Here is an 18676-nt window from a genome sequence, read left to right on the forward strand (position 1 = left end):
CCGTCTACCACTTGGGCGGGCTGGCCAGCAGCCGTGCGAGGACGTCGTCCAGGACCCGGGCCGTCGCCGGGACGTCGAGCTGGGAGTTGTCGATGATCGGGAGGCCGGAGCCGTACCAGCCCGCCATCCGGCCGTGGATGCGGGCGACCTCCTCGTCCGTGAGGCGGCGGTTGCCGGAGCGCTCGGCGTTGCGCTCCAGGACGATCTCCAGACCGGGCAGCAGCACGACCGGCAGCAGACCGGGCCCCACGTGCCGTTTCCAGCCTCCGAGCCCGACGACCGGCCGGTCGGGAAAGACCGCGTCGTCGAGGATGCACGAGATGCCGTTGGCCAGGAAGTTGCGCGCGGCGAAGCCGCAGGTACGGCGGGCGAGGCGGTACTGCGCCTCCGAGTGGTCGTTCCATCCCGACTGCGGGTCGGCGAAGCCCGAGCGGACCCATTCGCGTACGTCGTCGAGGCTGATGTGCGCGGTGGGCACCCGGCGATGGTCCGCCCAGTACTTCGCGACGCTCGTCTTTCCGGCGCCCGCGGGGCCGATCAGAAGCACGGCCAGGGGCGCCGAGGACGGGTCCACGGGGCCGGTGGCGGGCGGCGGGCCCGGCGTCGGGACGAAGTCACCCTGCGGCAGCCGCATATGGCCGGTGGTGTCCGGCGTGGGCGGCACCTGGGCGTGGTGCGGAACGGGAGCGTGCTGGGGGACGGGCGGATGCTGGGCCTGCGGACCCGGCCCCGAGGCGGCTGGGCCGGTGTAGACCGGCGCCGGGGCCGGCGGCCGGCTGGGGGGTGCGGAACCCGGATGCGCGCCCGGGTGGTGCTGGCCCGCGTGCGGGGCGGCCGACGGCCAGTCGGCGACCGGTCCTTGCCCCGGCTGGTGGGGCGGCGGCAGCGGAGACCCCACTGCGTCCTGCATCCGGTGCCACTCCATCTCGTACAGGCGATTGGCGCTGGTCGGCGGGGCACGAACCCTGCTCTCCCCCACTGCCCGGAAGGAGCGGGGGACTTCCACCCGAACGGTACCGTCCCGGGCCGCCGTTTGGTGAACGGCCCGGAACAGCCCGAAGTGCCCATCGCCACAAGCGAATCGGGCCAAGCGCCCGAGTGGGGAGCTACTCCCCCACTTCGCCGTACGCGGCGAGGAGGACGGCCGGGTCAGGGCCCTCCAGGACGGTCGGCTTGGCCAGTCCGTCCAGGACGATGAACCGCAGCAGGTTGCCCCGGGACTTCTTGTCGAGCTTCATCGTCTCCAGCAGCTTGGGCCACTGGTCGTAGCGGTAGTGCAGCGGCAGCCCGACAGACTCCAGGACCGTACGGTGCCGGTCGGCCGTGGCGTCGTCCAACCGGCCCGCGAGGCGGCCCAGTTCGGCCGCGAAGTGCATGCCGACGGAGACAGCCGCGCCGTGCCGCCATTGGTAGCGCTCGTTCTTCTCGATGGCGTGCGCGAGCGTGTGCCCGTAGTTGAGGATCTCGCGCAGGCCCGACTCCTTGAGGTCCGAGGAGACGACCTCCGCCTTCACCTTGATCGAGCGTTCGATCAGCTCGGCGGTGTGCGGGCCTGCCGGACTGCGGGCGGCCTGCGGGTCGGCCTCGATCAACTCCAGGATCACCGGGTCGGCGATGAAACCGGCCTTGATGATCTCCGCGAGCCCGGACACGTAGTCGTTGACCGGGAGCGAGTCCAGCGCCGCCAGGTCGCACAGCACACCGGCGGGCGGGTGGAAGGAGCCGACCAGGTTCTTGCCCTCGGCGGTGTTGATGCCGGTCTTGCCGCCGACCGCCGCGTCCACCATCGCCAGCACCGTCGTCGGGATCGCGATCCAGCGCACCCCACGCAGCCAGGTCGCGGCGACGAAGCCGGCCAGGTCGGTGGTCGCACCGCCACCGACACCGACGATGACGTCGGTACGGGTGAAATTGGACTGGCCGAGCGCCTTCCAGCAGTAGGCGGCCACTTCGGCGGTCTTGGCCTCCTCCGCGTTCGGCACCTGGATGGCGACCGCCTCGAAGCCCTGACCCGCCAGGTCGGCGCGCAGCGCCTCACCCGTCTCCGCGAGCGCCTCGGGGTGGATCACCGCGACCCGCTTCGCCCTGGGCCCGATCAGCCCGCCCAGTTCCTCAAGGAGCTGCCGGCCGATCAGGACCTCGTACGGATCGCTGCCCGCGGTGCCGCCGACCTGGATCCGCGTCACTGCCTCGCTGCTCATGCTGACTTCAACTCCAGTGCGTCCAGAACGGCTTGGGTGACCTCTTCGGGCGTACGGCCATCGGTGGCGACGACCGCGTCGGCGACCTCCGTGTACAGATGGCGGCGAGCCTCCATCAGCTCCCGCCACTGCCGGCGCGGGTTGACCGCCAGCAGAGGGCGGGCCGCGTTCAGGCCGGTTCGCTGGACCGCTTCCTCGACGTCCATCGAGAGGTAGACGACCCGGTGTCCGGCCAGCAGTCCGCGGGTGTCCTCGTCGAGGATCGAGCCGCCGCCGAGGGCGAGGACGCCGTCGTGCTCGGCCAGCGCCCGCTGGACCGCCTGCTTCTCGACGGCCCGGAAGACCGGCTCGCCCTCGTCGACGAAGATGTCGGCGATCGTGCGGCCCTGCTCGGCGACGATGTCGTCGTCCGTGTCCCGGTACGAGCAGCCGAGCCGCTCGGCCAGCAGCCGCCCGACGGTGGACTTGCCGACGCCCATCGGCCCGACCAGCACAATCTCCAAAGCGCTCACCGGACGATCAGGTGTTCGAGGTAGGACTCCACGTTGCGGCGCGTCTCGGGCACGCTGTCGCCGCCGAACTTCTCCACCACCGCGTCCGCCAGAACCAGGGCCACCATCGCCTCGGCGACGATCCCGGCCGCCGGAACCGCGCACACGTCGGAACGCTGGTGATGCGCCTGCGTCGCCTCACCGGTCACCACATCCACGGTCCGCAGAGCACGCGGCACGGTCGCGATCGGCTTCATCGCCGCCCGCACCCGCAACAGCTCACCCGTGGACAGGCCGCCCTCGGTGCCACCGGAACGCCCGGTCGCACGCCGGATACCGTCATCCGTGGCGAGGATCTCGTCGTGCGCCTTCGAACCCGGCACACGCGCCAGGTCGAAGCCGTCACCGACCTCGACACCCTTGATCGCCTGGATGCCCATCAACGCGGCAGCCAGCCGGGCATCCAGGCGCCGGTCCCAGTGCACATGCGAGCCAAGGCCCACCGGCACGCCGTACGCCAGCACCTCGACCACACCGCCCAGGGTGTCGCCGTCCTTGTGGGCCTGGTCGATCTCCGCGACCATCGCCTTCGACGCGTCGGCGTCCAGGCAGCGCACCGGGTCGGCGTCCAGCTTCTCGACGTCCGAGGGCTTGGGGTAGACACCGTAGGGAGCCTTCGCCGCCGCCAGTTCCACCACGTGCGACACGATCTCGATGCCGGCCGCCGCCTTCAGGAACGAACGGGCCACCGCACCCAGGGCCACCCGCGCCGCCGTCTCGCGCGCGGAGGCGCGTTCCAGGATCGGGCGGGCCTCCTCGAAGCCGTACTTCTGCATGCCGGCCAGGTCGGCATGGCCGGGGCGGGGGCGGGTCAGCGGGGCGTTACGGGCCAGGCCGGCCAGGATCTCCGGATCCACCGGGTCGGCCGCCATCACCTGCTCCCACTTCGGCCACTCCGTGTTGCCGACCATTACCGCGACCGGCGAACCCATCGACAGACCGTGCCGCACACCGCCGAGGAAGGTGATCTCGTCCTGCTCGAACTTCATCCGGGCACCGCGCCCGTAACCGAGCCGACGCCTCGCCAGGTGGTCCGCCACCAACTCCGTGGTGATGGGCACACCGGCGGGAAGACCCTCCAGCGTCGCGACGAGTGCGGGACCATGGGACTCCCCCGCGGTCAACCAGCGCAACCTGCTCAACGGTGCTCCTCATACTCGCGCCCTGGTACTGCCCTGCGTACGCGCGTCCTCGCGTACGGCGACGGCGTGACCGGGTGCGCGGCCCAGGCCCGCCACCTCCCGATCCTCCCACGTCCGGGCCGAATGCCTGATCGGCGGTCCAGCAACCGGACGCCTCGCGAATCGGCTCAGCGGTCGGCGAGCGCCTTCTCGCCCGCCCTGCGCATGGCACCCAGCGGGCCGGGGGTGAGCCCGGTCATCTGCTCCACCTGAAGCACCGCCTGGTGCACGAGCAGGTCGAGCCCGCTGACGACCGCCCCGCCGTACGCCGACCAGCGTGCCGCCAGATCGGTCGGCCAGGGGTGGTAGAGCACGTCGAAGAGAGTCGCCGGCCGTTCCGGGACGGCACCGGAGAGCACGTCCGTCGTACCTGCCGGAGTCGTGGCGATCACCAGCGGGGCGTGCAGCGCTCGGGCCGCGTCCGCCCAGTCCGCCGTACGGACCTCGATGTCGAGACGTTCCCCCCACTGCCGCATCTCGACGGCCCGGGCCTCGCTGCGGACGTACACGACGACCTCGCCGGTACAGATCCGGGCCAGCGCGGCGAGCGCGGAGGAGGCGGTGGCGCCGGCGCCGAGGATCGCGGCGGAGTCCACCTGCTCGATGCCGTGCTCACGCAGGGCGCCCACGATCCCGGGGATGTCGGTGTTGTCCCCGACGCACCGCCCGTCCGAGCCGAACACGACGGTGTTGACGGCCTCGACCGACGCGGCCGTCTCGCTGATCTCGTCGAGCCACGGGATGACCGCCCGCTTGAGCGGCATGGTGAGCGACAATCCCGCCCACTCCGGCCCCAGCTCTCCCAGGAATCCCGGCAGCCCGCCCTCGTCGACCTCGAAACGGTCGTACGTCCACTCGGTGAGCCCGAGTTCCGCGTACGCGGCACGGTGCAGCACCGGCGAGAGGGAGTGGGCGATGGGGGAACCGAGCACTGCGGCCCGACGTCCCCCGCTGTGCTCAGCTGCCGCTTTTACGTTGCGCATTGAATTGCCGGACCAACTCTTCGTGTTCGGACAAGGTCTTGGTGAACTTGGTCGTCTTGCCGTCGAGGGAGATGAAGAACATCCATGCACCACCGTCGGGATTCAGCGCGGCCTTCAGTGCGTCGTCGCTGGGATTTCCGATCGGCCCAGGCGGCAGACCCCTGTAGAAGTACGTGTTGTACGGGTCGTCGTAGTTCCGGATCTCCGACGTCGAAATATTGATCTTGCTCTGGTTCTTGAGGTAGTTGTACGTCGAGTCGAATTCGAGCTTCTGGTTGGTGATGTCGTTCGACGTCTTGAGGCGGTTGTAGACGACAGATGCCATCTTCCTGAAGTCGTCGTGTGTGACACCCTCGGCCTGGACGAGGCTCGCCACCGTGATGACCTGCAACGGGTTGTCGAGGTCGAGCGTCTTCGCCTTGGCTTCGAGATCCAGGGTGTCGTACTTGGCGGTGGCCGCCGTGACCATTTCCTTCAGGATCTCCGCGGGTTTCATACCCTTGGCGGCCGCATAGGTCGTCGGGTAAAGGAAACCTTCCAGCGGGTCCTTGATCTTCTTGCTGTCGTTCGCCCAGTCCGGCAGGCCGAAACTCTTGTAATCCTTTTTGGCGACCTTCGCGGTGGTACCTTCGGCAAGACCGAGCTGTTTGTCGATGGCCGCGTAGACCTGAACATTTCGCTGCCCGGGGACGACGATCATGTTGTTCTGACTCTTGGGATCGAGCATCAACGTGACGACACTCTTGCCGGACATCTCCTTGTTCAGGACATAGACGCCGGCCTGGATCTTCTTGCCGTCGGGATTGTCCGCCTGTGCGGAGACAAAGGCGTCGACACTTTTGACGACACCTTTTTCTTTCAGCGCCTGGCCGATCTCATAGCCGCCCGCACCCTTGGGGATCTCGACCGTCACTGTCGCGCTCACGCCGTCGCCCGCGTAGTCAGGAGCCGGGCCGAAACGATTTTGGTAGAACTGGTACCCGAAATACCCGATTCCAGCGATGCCACCACCGAACACCAGCACGACGACCAGGCAGGCCGTACCGGTACGGCCCTTCTTGCCCTTCCCGGCCTTCTTGTTCTTCCCGTCGTCCCGGCCCTTCCGGTCGCCGCGACCCCGACGCCCCTCCGCCTCGTCCTCGGGCTCGCCGTCATCGTCACCGCCCGCGAAGAAGGCGTGCTCGCCCTGGTCGGGGCCGGGGTCCCAGCCGCTCTGCGGTTCCGGCTCGGGCTCCGGTTCCGCCTCCGGCTCGGTACCGCGCCTGGCCGGCGGCTGCGGCGGCGGGTACGCGTCGGGCGTGCCGTAGTAGTCGGGCTGCTCACCGCCGTACGCGGCGGCCTGCTGGGCGTACGGATCCGTGGGGTCGGCGATGTAGGGGACCTGCGCCTGCTGACCGGCGTTCCAGCCGCCGCCCGCGTACTGCTGCTGCCCCTGGTCGACGTACTGCTGCTGATGAGCCTGGTCGCCGTACTGCTGCGGGTACTGCTGTTGCTGGGGCTGCTGCTGGTACTGCTGTGGATACTGCTGCTGGTGCGGGTACTGCTGCTGAGCCTGACCGTAGGCGGCCTGCTGGCCGTCGGCGCTCCAGTCGCCGTACTGGGACTGCTGCGGCTGCTGCGGGTAGTGCTGCGGCTGGCCGCCGTAGGAGGACTGGTCGGCCTGGGCCTGCTGTCCTTCCCATCCGCCGTCCCCGTACAACGGGTCCTCCGGATGCCACGGTTCGGAGCCTGGGCCCCGGCCATACTCAGTCATCAATCCCCTAGAGCCGCGAGGCGGCCGATCACGCGGCCCCCACATCGCCGCTACCGTTCCGCCTCTTACTGTGCGGCTGCTGTTCGAACAGAGCCACAATCGCGCGGAACGTTACCGTATCGCGATCAGATGACCACTTCGACGCCCTCGCCGGGTGCTTTACCTGACACCCGTTCGGATTCCAGGGCCTGCTGCAGGATGATCACGGCTGCGGCCTGGTCAATGACCGATCTGCCCTTTTTCGATTTCACACCAGAAGCGCGAAGTCCCTGACTGGCCGTCACCGTCGTCATGCGCTCGTCCACCAGACGTACCGGGACCGGCGCGATGAGGCGCACCAGCTGCTCGGCGAAGCCTCGGACCTTGACGGCGGCGGGGCCCTCGCCCCCCTTGAGGGAGCGAGGGAGACCGACGACGACCTCGATGGGTTCGTACTCGTCGACGAGTTCCTTCAACCTGCGCTGAGCTGCGGGAACGTCCCGGCCGGGGACCGTCTCCACCGGAGTGGCGAGGATCCCGTCGGGGTCGCACGACGCGACCCCGATCCGGGCGTCCCCGACGTCGATCGCGAGTCGCCGGCCACGGCGCAGGGTGTTTCCGTCGCCGCTCACTTGGCCGTTTCCGCCACAAGGCGCTCGACGGCGTCGACGGCCTCGCCGACGGCGGCCGGGTTCTGGCCACCGCCCTGGGCGACGTCCGGCTTGCCGCCACCGCCGCCGCCGAGGGTCTTGGCAGCCGTACGAACCAGGTCGCCCGCCTTGAGACCGCGCTCGCGGGCGGCCTCGTTGGTGGCGATGACCGTCAGCGGCTTGCCGCCCGCCGTGGTGAAGAGGGCGACGACGGCGGCCCGGCCGCCCTGGATGCGACCGCGTACGTCGAGGACCAGCTTGCGCAGGTCGTCGGCGCTCGTGCCGTCCGGGACCTGGCCGGTGACGAGAGCCACACCGCGTACGTCCTTGGCGCCCTGGGCGAGACCGGCGGCGGCCTGGAGAACCTTCTCGGCGCGGAACTTCTCGATCTCCTTCTCGGCGTCCTTCAGCTTGCCGAGCATGGCGGAAACCTTCTCCGGAAGCTCTTCCGGGCGACCCTTGACCAGTTCCTGGAGCTGGGCGACGACCGTGTGCTCCCGGGCCAGGAAGTTGTAGGCGTCCACACCGACCAGGGCCTCGATACGCCGGACGCCCGAACCGATGGACGACTCGCCGAGCAGTTTCACCAGGCCGAGCTGGGCGGTGTTGTGGACGTGGGTGCCGCCGCACAGCTCCTTGGAGAAGTCGCCGATCGTCACGACGCGCACGCGCTCGCCGTACTTCTCGCCGAACTCGGCGATGGCGCCCTGCTTCTTGGCCTCGTCGAGGCTGAGGATCTCGGCGTGCACGTCCAGGTCGCGGGCGAGCACCTCGTTGATCTGCTGCTCGACATCGGTCATCACGGCCGTCGGTACGGCGGACGGGGAACCGAAGTCGAAGCGGAAACGGCCGGGCTGGTTCTCGGAACCGGCCTGGGCGGCCGTCGGGCCGAGGGCGTCGCGCAGGGCCTGGTGGGTGAGGTGGGTGGCCGAGTGGGCGCGGGCGATGGCCTTGCGGCGGCGCACGTCGATGGCGGCCTGGGCCTTGGCGCCCACGGTGACCTCGCCGACCTGGACGACGCCCTTGTGGACGTACACGCCAGGAACCGGCTTTTGGCAGTCGCGGATCTCGATGACGGCACCGGTGTCGATCCTGATGCGGCCGGTGTCGCCGATCTGGCCGCCGCCCTCGGCGTAGAACGGGGTGCGGTCGAGGACGATCTCGACCTCGTCGCCCTCGGTGGCGGCCGGGGAGGAGACACCGTCGACGAGGATGCCGACGACTGTCGACTCGCCCTCGGTGCGGTCGTACCCGAAGAACTCGGTCTCACCGGCGGCGTCGGCGATCTCGCGGTAGGCGCCCATGTCGGCGTGGCCGGTCTTCTTGGCCTTGGCGTCGGCCTTGGCGCGGTCCCGCTGCTCCTTCATCAGGCGCCGGAAGCCGTCCTCGTCCACGGAAAGGCCCTGTTCGGCGGCCATTTCGAGGGTGAGGTCGATCGGGAAGCCCCAGGTGTCGTGGAGCAGGAACGCCTTGTCACCGGAGAGGATCTGGCCGCCGGCCTGCTTGGTCTCGGTGACGGCGGTGTCGAGGATGTTGGTGCCGCCCTTGAGGGCCTTGAGGAAGGCGGCCTCCTCGGCGAGGGCCACGGTTTCGATGCGCTTGCGATCGGTGACGAGTTCCGGATACTGCTGGCCCATCGTCTTGATGACGACGTCGACGAGATCGGCGACGACCGGCCCGGAGGCGCCCATCAGGCGCATGTTGCGGATGGCGCGTCGCATGATGCGGCGCAGCACGTAACCGCGCCCCTCGTTGCCGGGGGTGACGCCGTCGCCGATGAGCATGACGGACGTACGGATGTGGTCGGCGACCACACGCATCGAGACGTCGGAGTCGTGCTTCTCGCCGTAGCGCACACCGGTCAGCTCGGTGGCCTTGTCCATGACGACGCGCAGGGTGTCCGTCTCGTACATGTTCTGTACGCCCTGCAGGATCATGGCGAGTCGTTCGAGGCCGAGACCGGTGTCGATGTTCTGCGACGGCAGGTCCCCGAGGATCGGGAAGTCCTCCTTGCCGTCGCCGGCGCCGCGCTCGTACTGCATGAAGACCAGGTTCCAGATCTCCACATAGCGCTCGTCGTTGACGGCCGGGCCGCCCTCGACGCCGAACTCGGGGCCGCGGTCGTAGTTGATCTCGGAGCAGGGTCCGCAGGGGCCGGGGACGCCCATGGACCAGAAGTTGTCCTTCTTGCCGAGGCGCTGGATGCGCTCGGCCGGGACGCCGATCTGCTCGCGCCAGATCTGCTCGGCCTCGTCGTCGTCGAGGTAGACGGTGATCCAGAGCTTCTCGGGGTCAAGGCCGTAGCCACCGTCCGCGACGGAGTTGGTGAGCAGGTCCCAGGCGTACTTGATGGCTCCTTCCTTGAAGTAGTCCCCGAAGGAGAAATTGCCGCACATCTGGAAGAACGTGCCGTGCCGGGTGGTCTTGCCGACCTCTTCGATGTCGGGCGTACGCACGCACTTCTGCACGCTGGTGGCGCGCGGGGCGGGCGGCTTCGTCTCACCGAGGAAGTACGGCTTGAAGGGGACCATGCCCGCGTTGACCAGGAGGAGAGTCGGGTCGTCCGCGATGAGCGACGCCGAAGGGACGACGGTGTGGCCGCGCTCCTCGAAGAAGCTCAGCCAGCGGCGACGAATTTCAGCCGACTCCATCAGTGGTCCTCATTCCGGTTGTACGGGTGCGTGTTGTCCAGCATCCCGTAGTGCTTCTCATCGTGCTTCAGGTTTTCCGCGCCCCGGTCGAGGGCGGCGAGCCGCCGTTGCGGGGGCAGGCCGCGGCCCGGGGGTTCGGCGATCCCGAGGGCCTCGCCCAGCTCGGCCTCGCGCTGGACCATCCCGGCCCGCACGTCGAGGGCGAAGTCCTTGACCCGGTGGCCGGCCTCGATCGCCTTGTTGGCGGCCTGCGCGGCGAGGTGCTCGGGGGTCAGCTGCCGGATCTTGCGGTTGACCTTGGTGGTGGCCCACACACCGGCCGCGGCGCCCGCGGTGAACCAGAACGTACGGCGGAACATGGCGGGGTTCAGCCCTTCTGCCTGCGGCGCTTTTGGCCCTTCGGGGCCGGTACGGTGCGGCCGACGATGACGGTGCGCCGGGCCCGCTCGGGTGCGGGCGCCTCGTCGGCCTTGGTACGGCTCATCGCCCGGCGTACGCCGTAGCCGAACGCGGCGACCTTGACGAGCGGGCCGCCGAAGGTCGAGGCGACGGTGGTGGACAGCGCCGACGCGTTGGAGGTGACCTCCTGGACGTCGGTGGCGATGGCGTCGACCCGGTCGATCTGGGTCTGTGCTGAGCGCACGGCCTGGGAGGCGTCGGCCAGCAGCGGCACGGCCTGGTCCGTCACCTCCGCGACCAGTTTCGTGGTCGCCCTGAGCGTCTGGGCCAGCCTCACCAGAGCCACGGCGAGGAAGGAGACCAGAATCGCCCAGAAGACGGCCACCAGGAGCCCGGCAACCTCTCCACCGGTCACACCGCACCGCTCTCTGCGCTCGTAGATCGACTGAACTCTGGGGTACTTCACGTGTGTTCCGAGTACTTCGAAAGTCGCCCCCGACCCTATCGCGCCGGAGGTGGCTCTCCGTACCCGGACGGGACCCGCCGGGACGGCGTTCGCGCGCGGGCGTGGCCGTACGCGAAAGCCCGCCGCTCCCCCGCCGGTGAGGGCGGGGAAACGACGGGCCGAGGCGCGAAGCCGGTGATGCGTGGTGCTGCGACCGCTGGATCAGCGGGCGTAGTACTCGACGACGAGCTGCTCGTCGCAGATCACCGGGATCTCCTTGCGGTTCGGCTCGCGGTCCAGGCGGAAGGCCAGGGCGCCGAGGTTCACCTGCAGGTAGCGCGGGGTCTCACCGTCGGGGGCGAAGCCACCGGCACGCGCGACCTCGAACAGCGTCTTGCTGCGGCTGCGCTCGCGGACCATCACGACGTCGTCGGGACGGACACGGAACGACGGCTTGTCGACCTTGCCGCCGTTGACCTCGATGTGGCCGTGAACGACCATCTGGCGGGCCTGGTAGATCGTGCGGGCGATGCCCGAACGCAGAACCAGGGCGTCGAGACGACGCTCCAGCTCGATGACCAGGGCCTCACCGGTCTTGCCCTGCGTCTTGGCGGCACGCTCGTAGGCGCGGACGAGCTGACGCTCGGACACGTCGTACTGCGCGCGCAGACGCTGCTTCTCCAGGAGACGGACCTTGTAGTCCGAGTTCTGCTTGCGGCCACGACCGTGCTCACCCGGCGGGTAGGGACGGGCCTCGAAGTACTTGACGGCCTTCGGGGTCAGCGCGATGCCGAGGGCACGCGACTTCTTGACCTTGGGGCGGGGCTGGTTAGCCACTTCTTTTCCTTTTCCTTTTCGGCTGCCTCAGGGTTACGGGAGGTCGCATCCGCAGCCGGGGATTCCCGACAGGTCCACGAGGGACTTGCCAGGCAGCCGTTCCCCTGGTCTGGGCACATACGTGCAGCACACGAACGGCCCACCGACCGTCCCCGGAACCCCGGGTGGTGGTGGGCTGCCCGCGACACCTACGAAGGTGCGCGACGCTCCTGGATCAACAGATCCGGCTGGATGTCCCGCCTGAGGCGCCGACCGAAGCCGGACACGGGACGCAGCACTGCGCAGGATTCTACAGCGTACTCAGGACCGCTTTCGACCGAGGTGCTTCCTGGTCCACTCGACCGCGTCCGCGTACCGGGCCTCGGCTCCGTGCCGGGTCGGTTCGTAGTACGTACGGTCCTTGAGCTCCTCCGGCGCGTACTGCTGCTCGGCGATCCCCTCGGGCAGGTCGTGGGGGTACACGTACCCCTGCGCGTGGCCGAGCTTGGCGGCGCCCTTGTAGTGCCCGTCGCGAAGGTGCATCGGTACGGGCCCCGCGTGGCCCTTGCGTACGTCCTCCATGGCGGCGCCGATCGCCATGGTCGCGGCGTTGGACTTGGGGGCCAGAGCGAGGGCGATGGTGGCGTGGCTGAGGGTGAGGGCGGCCTCCGGGAAGCCGATCATGGCGACGGCCTGCGCGGCGGCGACAACTGTGGGCAGGGCGTTCGGATCGGCGAGGCCGATGTCCTCGCTGGCGGAGATCATCAGACGGCGGGCGATGAAGCGGGGGTCCTCACCGGCCTCGATCATGCGGGCGAGGTAGTGCAGGGCCGCGTCGACGTCGGAGCCCCGGATGGACTTGATGAGGGCGCTGGCGACGTCGTAGTGCTGGTCGCCGTCACGGTCGTACTTCACGGCCGCCCGGTCGACGGTCTCCTCCAGGGTCTGGAGGGTGATCTCCGCGTCGCCCTTGTCGAGCGCGGCTCCGGCGGCGGCCTCCAGGGCGGTCAGGGCCCGGCGGGCGTCACCGCCGGCGATCCGCAGGAAGTGTTCCTCGGTGTCCTCGGGGAGGGTGACGGCGCTCCGCAGGCCGCGCTCGTCGGTGAGGGCGCGGCGCAGCAGGCCGCGCAGGTCGTCGTCCGTGAGCGGTTCGAGGGTGAGGAGGAGGGAGCGGGAGAGAAGGGGTGAGATCACCGAGAAGTACGGGTTCTCGGTGGTCGCCGCGATGAGGGTCACCCAGCGGTTCTCGACGGCGGGCAGCAGGGAGTCCTGCTGGGCCTTGCTGAAGCGGTGGATCTCGTCGAGGAAGAGGACGGTCTCCTTGCCGAAGCCGCCGGTGGCGCGGCGGGCCCCGTCGATGACCGCGCGGACCTCCTTGACGCCCGCGGTGATCGCCGACAGCTCGACGAAGCGCTTGTCGGTGGCCTTGGAGACGACGTACGCCAGGGTGGTCTTGCCGGTGCCCGGCGGCCCCCAGAGGAGCACGGACGAGGGTCCGGCCGGTCCGCCCGCGCTCTCGCCGACGAGCCTGCGCAGCGGCGACCCCGGCTTCAGCAGATGCTGCTGGCCCACGACCTCGTCGAGGACGCGCGGGCGCATCCGCACGGCCAGGGGGCTTCCGGACGGGTCCTTCTCCTGGCGTGCTTCCGCTGCGGCGGTGAACAGGTCGGGCTCCACGTCCAAAACCCTATGTCACGCCACTGACAATGCCGTCGGCGCTGTCAGCTGGTCCAGAAGTCCCACCAGCGGGTCAGGATGAGCATCCCGATGATGCCGATGTGCAGGACCGGCACGACCCAGGTGAACTCGCCGAAGAAGCCCCTGAGCCACTTCGGCGCGGGGATGAAGCCGTTCCGCACGTTGAACGAGGTCACGTACCAGAACATGAGGATCGTCGCGACCCAGGCCAGAGAGCACCACAGGCACAGCGCGCTGATCCGGTACAGGGACTGGAACTGCAGCCAGGTGCAGAATCCGACACCGAAGAGGGTGCCGGCGTTGAAGGTGAGCCAGTACCAGCGCGGGAAACGGGCCCCGGCCAGCAGGCTCATGCCGACACAGATGACGATGCCGTAGGCGACCAGGCCGAGCATCGGGTTCGGGAACCCGAAGGCGGCGGCCTGCTTGCTCTCCATCACGCTGCCGCAGGACACCACGGGGTTGAGGCTGCAGCCGGGCGTGAACGTCGTGCCCGCGACCTTCGCTTCGAGCAGCTTGAACTTGTCGATCGTGATGACCCACGCCGCCAGCAGTCCGGCCGCACCGGTGAGCAACAGCATCACGGCGAACGCACGGCTGCCGCCCACGGAGGCCGAGGCCTCGGCGGGGGGCTCGGGCTGGTCGGTGGAGGCGCCGTCCTTCAGCGTTGTCGTCTTGGTCATCACGCCGTTCCGTTGCTTCGAGAGGGGGGGGTTGGCGGGCACGGTCATTGTGCCGCACGCGGGCGCGTGTCCACCGTTCGGTGGACATAAGAAGACGCACCCTTGGCTCGAAGGCACGGCGTCTCACATGAGGGGCCGCGGGGTGGACGTACGAGGTATTCGGCCTGATGGGGACCATGGCGCGCGCGTGAACACCAGCGTGAGTACCACGCGCGTGGTACTCACGCGTCGGAATCGTCCGACAGGACGAACGGGCGTCCGCCAGGTTGACGGAACGCGGTGAGCGTGGCGGGGGCGAGCGCGCCCCCGCCGCCTCAGCCCAGCCTCGACTCCAGTTCGGCGACGATCTCGTTCACGCCGATCGCCGTCTGCTCGCCGGACTCCATGTCCTTCAGCTGGACCACGCCCTCGGCGAGGTCCCGCTCACCGGCGACGAGTGCGAAGCGGGCGCCCGACCTGTTGGCCGCCTTCATAGCCGCCTTGAGTCCCTTGGCCCCGTACGAGAAGTCCGCCGCGATGCCCGCCTTGCGCAGCGCCGTGACCTTCGCGAACAGCACCCGGCGAGCCTCTTCGCCCAACGGCACCGCGAACACGCTTGTCGCGGACGGGAGTTCGAGTTCGACGCCCTCCGCCTCAAGCGCCAGCACCGTACGGTCGACGCCCAGCGCCCAGCCCACCGAAGGCAGCGCGGGACCACCGAGCATCTCGGAGAGGCCGTCGTAGCGCCCGCCGCCTCCCACCGCGGACTGCGAGCCCAGTCCGTCGTGGACGAACTCGAAGGTCGTACGTGTGTAGTAGTCGAGGCCGCGGACCAGCTTCGGGTCGTCCTCGAAGGTGACGCCCGCCGCGGTGATCAGCTCGCGGACCTCCTCGTGGTAGGCCTTGCACGCGTCACAGAGGTAGTCCCGCAGGAGTGGCGCCCCCACCAACTGCTTCTGGACGTCGTCCCGCTTGTCGTCGAGCACTCGCAGCGGGTTGATGTCGGCCCTGCGCAGCGTCTCCTCGTCCAGGTCGAGGCCCCGGAGGAAGTCCTGCAGCGCCGCCCGGTAGATCGGACGGCACTCCTTGTCGCCCAGGCTGTTCAGCAGGATGCGGAAGTTCCTGAGGCCCAGCGTGCGGTACGCCTGGTCCGCCAGGATGATCAGCTCGGCATCCAGCGCCGGGTCCTCCGCGCCGATCGCCTCCGCGCCGACCTGCGAGAAGTGGCGGTAGCGGCCCTTCTGGGGGCGCTCGTAGCGGTAGTACGAGCCCGAGTACCAGAGCTTGACCGGGAGGTTGCCCAGCTTGTGGAGGTTGGCCTCCAGCGCCGCGCGCAGTACGGACGCGGTGCCCTCGGGGCGCAGGGCCAGCCTGTCGCCGCCCTTGGTCTCGAAGGCGTACATCTCCTTCGTCACGATGTCCGTCGATTCGCCGACGCCCCGGGCGAACAGTTCGACGCTCTCGAAGCCCGGCGTCTCGATGTAGCCGTAGCCGGAGTTGCGCAGCGGGGCCGCGATGGCTTCCCGTACCGCCAGAAACTTCGCGCTCTCCGGCGGGATCAGGTCGTACGTGCCCTTGGGGGCCTTGAAGGTGCTCACGGGTGTCTCGTCACATTCCTCGTCGGGGAGGGGGGTTCGAACCCTCGCCGCGATCGTGAAGGCCGGCCGCCACCTGCCGCAGATACGGATTGGTGGCGCGCTCCTGGCCGATGGTCGTGTAGTCCTGGTGACCCGGCAGCACCACGGTGGAGTCGTCGAGCGGCAGGACCACACGGGCCAGCGATTCGAGCATGTCCTCCATGGAGCCACCGGGGAAGTCGGTACGTCCGATGGAGCCGGCGAACAGCAGGTCGCCCGAGAACAGGATCGGCGGGATGTCCGCCGCCTCGGGCAGGCCGAAGGTCACCGACCCCTTCGTATGGCCGGGCGCGTGCGCGACGGACAGCTCCAGCCCGGCCAGCTCCAGCCGCGCGCCGTCCGTGAGTTCCTTGACGTCGTCCGGTTCGCCGATGGTCAGCTCGCCCATCAGCTGCATGCCGATGGACCGGCCGAGCGCCTTCTCCGGGTCGCTCATCATGAATCGGTCGTCGGGGTGGATCCACGCCGGGACACCGTGCGCGCCGCACACCGGGACGACCGAGGCGACATGGTCGATGTGGCCATGGGTGAGGACGACCGCGACGGGCTTGAGCCGATGTTTCCTGAGCGTCTCCTCGACTCCCTCGGCGGCCTGGTGGCCCGGGTCGATGATCACGCACTCCTCACCGGCGGCGGGGGCGACGAGATAACAGTTCGTCCCCCAGGCGCCGGCCGGGAACCCGGCAATGAGCACGATCATCCTTCGATTTGTGGCGTACGTGATCGTACGGGGTGGATGGCAGTGCCCCAGAGCCTACCGGCGCTGCCGTTTCCTCAGCGAACCCATATACGGTACGGGGCACACGCAGGCGATCGGCACACAAGACGCACGCGTCCCAGTTGACGTACGAGACGCATGAGGAGAGAACCCGGTGGTCACCCAGGAGCAGCGGCGGCGTCAGCTCGCCCGGGAGAAGTTCTTGCGGCAGCAGCAGCGGCGTACGGCCGCGCGGCGCAAGGCGAACGTGCGCAACTCGGTGATCGCGTCGGTCCTCGGCGTGATCGTCGTGGGAAGCGTGTTGTCGTACGCGACCGGAGTCTTCAAGAACGACGACAGCAAGTCGAAGACGAACGCGAGCGCGGAGGTCACCCCTAGCGCCTCCCCCAGCAAGGCCCCGGACCCCTGCGCGAAGGCCGCCGAGGGGAAGGTGAAGTCGCTGAGCTGGAAGAAGGAGCCGGCGATGACCATCGACAAGTCGGCGAAGTACGAGTTGAAGCTCGCGACGACCTGCGGCGACATCGACGTAGCCCTGAAGACGTCCGCGGCCCCGCACACGGTGAACTCGTTCAACTTCCTGGCGGGCGAGGGCTACCTGGACCACACCAAGTGCCACCGGCTCACCACGAACGGCATCTACGTGCTGCAGTGCGGCGACCCGAAGGGCACCGGCATGGGCGGCCCGGGCTACACCCTTCCGGACGAGAACCTGAAGGACAAAACCCTCAAGAAGAACATCTACCCGGCGGGCACGATCGCCATGGCCAACACGGGCCAGGCGCACACCGGCGGCAGTCAGTTCTTCCTGGTCTACCAGGACAGTCAGCTTCCGCCCAGTTACACACCGTTCGGCACGATTTCCGCGTCGGGAATGAAGGTGCTCAAGAAAATCGCCGCGGCCGGTGAGGCCACGGGACAGGGCGACGGCGCACCGAATGCGACCGTTGTGATCAACAAGGCGACAGTAACGAAATCCTGACCGCCAACTGCGAAACTTCGGTCGCGCGGGATGCGGACAGCATCCCTGCCGGTCGCCTATGTTGGCCGTGACGAAACTGTGGACGATGCCCGGGGGTGCAGAGCCCTCCGCAGGCATCATGTGGAGGAGGCGCTGTGAGCAGCGACCCGTGGGGCCGCGTCGACGAGACGGGGACCGTGTACGTGCGTACTGCCGACGGTGAGCAGGTCGTCGGTTCCTGGCAGGCCGGCTCCCCCGAGGAGGCGTTGGCCTACTTCGAGCGCAAGTACGAGGGCCTGGTTGTCGAGATCGGCCTCCTCGAGAAGCGAGTCAAGACCACCGACCTGTCCGCGAAGGACGCCCAGGTGGCCATCGATCACATCCGCGAGCAGGTGGACGCCCACCACGCGGTGGGCGATCTGGCCTCGCTGAAGGTCCGGCTGGACAAGCTCGTGGAGACCGTCGAAACCCGCCGCGAGGAGCGCAAGCAGCAGCGGGCCAAGCAGTCCGACGAGGCACGGCACGCCAAGGAGGCGCTGGTCGTCGAGGCGGAGGAGCTGGCGCAGTCCGACCAGTGGCGGTCCGCCGGTGAGCGGCTCCGCGCGCTGGTGGACATCTGGAAGGGGCTGCCGCGGCTCGACCGGAAGTCGGACGACGAGCTGTGGCATCGCTTCTCGCACGCTCGCTCGGCGTTCTCCAAGCGCCGAAAGGCGCACTTCGCGTCCCTGGACGCGCAGCGCGAGGACGCCCGCAAGGTCAAGGAGAAGCTGGTCGCGGAGGCCGAGGCGCTGTCCGCGTCGACGGACTGGGGTCCGACGGCGGCGCGCTACCGCGAGCTGATGACGGACTGGAAGGCCGCGGGCCGCGCCCAGCGCGAGCACGAGGACGACCTGTGGAACCGCTTCCGCGGCGCCCAGGACGTGTTCTTCGCGGCGCGCGGTTCGGTCTTCGCCGAGCGGGACGCGGAGCAGACCGAGAACCTCCAGCTGAAGGAGGAGCTGGCCCAGGAGGCCGAGAAGCTCCTGCCGATCACGGACCTGAAGGCCGCCCGGGCCGCGTTCCGTTCGATCAACGAGCGCTGGGAGGCCATCGGCCATGTGCCGCGGGACGCGCGCCCGAAGGTCGAGGGGCGGATGCACACGGTCGAGCGGGCCCTTCAGGAGTCCGAGGAGACCGAGTGGCGCCGGACGAACCCGGAGGCACGCGCGCGTGCCGAGGGTCTGACCGGCCAGCTCCAGGCTGCCGTGGACAAGCTCGGCGGCCAGATCGAGACCGCTCGGGCGCAGGGCAACAACGCCAGGGCCGACAAGCTCCAGAAGGAGCTGGACGGCCGTCAGGCACTGCTGGACCAGGCGCTCAAGGGACTGCAGGAGTTCGGCGGCTAGGTCCCGCCG

The 18676-nt window shown here is 69.1% G+C and carries 17 protein-coding genes; 2 read left to right on the forward strand and 15 right to left on the reverse strand.

The window, feature by feature from the left end; genetic code table 11:
• Window positions 1-4: 4 nt before the first annotated feature.
• From QA861_RS31555 to QA861_RS31625, 15 genes are all read right to left on the reverse strand, one after another.
• A complete protein-coding gene (locus tag QA861_RS31555; RefSeq protein ID WP_334592060.1) occupies window positions 5-910 on the reverse strand; it encodes a Pro-rich N-terminal domain-containing protein in 906 nt (301 codons plus the stop codon).
• A gap of 196 nt (window positions 911-1106) precedes the next feature.
• Window positions 1107-2201 (reverse strand): 3-dehydroquinate synthase, encoded by a 1095-nt coding sequence (gene aroB, locus QA861_RS31560; RefSeq protein ID WP_334592061.1) that lies wholly within the window; start codon window positions 2199-2201, stop codon window positions 1107-1109.
• Window positions 2198-2680, reverse strand: a complete 483-nt coding sequence (locus QA861_RS31565; protein WP_443041673.1) for a shikimate kinase — start codon at window positions 2678-2680, stop codon at window positions 2198-2200. The genes aroB and QA861_RS31565 overlap by 4 nt, the downstream gene beginning before the upstream one ends.
• Window positions 2681-2709: 29 nt before the next feature.
• Window positions 2710-3894 (reverse strand): chorismate synthase, encoded by a 1185-nt coding sequence (gene aroC, locus QA861_RS31570; protein ID WP_334592063.1) that lies wholly within the window; start codon window positions 3892-3894, stop codon window positions 2710-2712.
• 167 nt (window positions 3895-4061) lie between these two features.
• Window positions 4062-4916, reverse strand: coding sequence for a shikimate dehydrogenase (locus QA861_RS31575; protein WP_334592064.1), 855 nt, complete (start codon window positions 4914-4916; stop codon window positions 4062-4064).
• Complete coding sequence (mltG, locus tag QA861_RS31580; protein ID WP_334592065.1) at window positions 4891-6669, reverse strand: endolytic transglycosylase MltG; 1779 nt, start codon at window positions 6667-6669, stop codon at window positions 4891-4893. Before mltG ends, QA861_RS31575 begins: the two co-directional genes overlap by 26 nt.
• 125 nt (window positions 6670-6794) lie before the next feature.
• Window positions 6795-7280 carry a Holliday junction resolvase RuvX gene (ruvX, locus tag QA861_RS31585; RefSeq protein WP_334592066.1) on the reverse strand — a complete coding sequence of 162 codons (486 nt, stop codon included), beginning with the start codon at window positions 7278-7280 and terminating at the stop codon, window positions 6795-6797.
• Window positions 7277-9949: an alanine--tRNA ligase gene (gene alaS / locus QA861_RS31590; RefSeq protein ID WP_334592067.1), complete on the reverse strand. Its 2673-nt coding sequence runs from the start codon at window positions 9947-9949 to the stop codon at window positions 7277-7279. The genes ruvX and alaS overlap by 4 nt, the downstream gene beginning before the upstream one ends.
• Entirely contained in the window at window positions 9949-10308 is a 360-nt protein-coding gene (locus QA861_RS31595; RefSeq protein WP_334592068.1) for a hypothetical protein, read from the reverse strand. Before QA861_RS31595 ends, alaS begins: the two co-directional genes overlap by 1 nt.
• A gap of 8 nt (window positions 10309-10316) precedes the next feature.
• The gene (locus QA861_RS31600) at window positions 10317-10763 is read right to left on the reverse strand and encodes a DUF948 domain-containing protein (RefSeq protein ID WP_334594912.1); all 447 of its coding nucleotides are present in this window, start codon (window positions 10761-10763) and stop codon (window positions 10317-10319) included.
• A 252-nt stretch (window positions 10764-11015) separates the two neighbouring features.
• A complete protein-coding gene (gene rpsD, locus QA861_RS31605; protein WP_328745631.1) occupies window positions 11016-11630 on the reverse strand; it encodes a 30S ribosomal protein S4 in 615 nt (204 codons plus the stop codon).
• A gap of 300 nt (window positions 11631-11930) precedes the next feature.
• A complete protein-coding gene (locus QA861_RS31610) occupies window positions 11931-13286 on the reverse strand; it encodes a replication-associated recombination protein A (protein ID WP_334592069.1) in 1356 nt (451 codons plus the stop codon).
• 44 nt (window positions 13287-13330) lie between these two features.
• Window positions 13331-13990 (reverse strand): vitamin K epoxide reductase family protein, encoded by a 660-nt coding sequence (locus QA861_RS31615; protein WP_334592070.1) that lies wholly within the window; start codon window positions 13988-13990, stop codon window positions 13331-13333.
• Between the two features lie 314 nt (window positions 13991-14304).
• Window positions 14305-15567, reverse strand: a complete 1263-nt coding sequence (gene hisS, locus QA861_RS31620; protein ID WP_334592071.1) for a histidine--tRNA ligase — start codon at window positions 15565-15567, stop codon at window positions 14305-14307.
• A gap of 10 nt (window positions 15568-15577) precedes the next feature.
• A complete protein-coding gene (locus tag QA861_RS31625) occupies window positions 15578-16300 on the reverse strand; it encodes an MBL fold metallo-hydrolase (RefSeq protein WP_334594913.1) in 723 nt (240 codons plus the stop codon).
• A gap of 178 nt (window positions 16301-16478) precedes the next feature.
• Between QA861_RS31625 and QA861_RS31630 the strand changes: the two genes are divergently transcribed.
• Both QA861_RS31630 and QA861_RS31635 read left to right on the forward strand, forming a co-directional pair.
• Window positions 16479-17303: a peptidylprolyl isomerase gene (locus QA861_RS31630; RefSeq protein ID WP_334592072.1), complete on the forward strand. Its 825-nt coding sequence runs from the start codon at window positions 16479-16481 to the stop codon at window positions 17301-17303.
• Between the two features lie 134 nt (window positions 17304-17437).
• Window positions 17438-18667, forward strand: a complete 1230-nt coding sequence (locus tag QA861_RS31635; protein WP_334592073.1) for a DUF349 domain-containing protein — start codon at window positions 17438-17440, stop codon at window positions 18665-18667.
• Window positions 18668-18676: the final 9 nt, after the last annotated feature.

Source organism: Streptomyces sp. B21-083 (genome assembly GCF_036898825.1).
Taxonomy (GTDB): Bacteria; Actinomycetota; Actinomycetes; order Streptomycetales; family Streptomycetaceae; genus Streptomyces.

What these genes read in the sequence shown, in the direction of transcription:
- aroB (WP_334592061.1), bottom strand. Translation starts at nt 2,201, where the DNA reads ATGAGCAGCGAGGCAGTGACGCGGATCCAGGTCGGCGGCACCGCGGGC.
- QA861_RS31565 (WP_443041673.1), bottom strand. Translation starts at nt 2,680, where the DNA reads ATGGGCGTCGGCAAGTCCACCGTCGGGCGGCTGCTGGCCGAGCGGCTC.
- QA861_RS31615 (WP_334592070.1), bottom strand. Translation starts at nt 13,990, where the DNA reads ATGACCAAGACGACAACGCTGAAGGACGGCGCCTCCACCGACCAGCCC.
- alaS (WP_334592067.1), bottom strand. Translation starts at nt 9,949, where the DNA reads ATGGAGTCGGCTGAAATTCGTCGCCGCTGGCTGAGCTTCTTCGAGGAG.
- QA861_RS31575 (WP_334592064.1), bottom strand. Translation starts at nt 4,916, where the DNA reads ATGCGCAACGTAAAAGCGGCAGCTGAGCACAGCGGGGGACGTCGGGCC.
- QA861_RS31555 (WP_334592060.1), bottom strand. Translation starts at nt 910, where the DNA reads ATGCAGGACGCAGTGGGGTCTCCGCTGCCGCCGCCCCACCAGCCGGGG.
- QA861_RS31595 (WP_334592068.1), bottom strand. Translation starts at nt 10,308, where the DNA reads ATGTTCCGCCGTACGTTCTGGTTCACCGCGGGCGCCGCGGCCGGTGTG.
- mltG (WP_334592065.1), bottom strand. Translation starts at nt 6,669, where the DNA reads ATGACTGAGTATGGCCGGGGCCCAGGCTCCGAACCGTGGCATCCGGAG.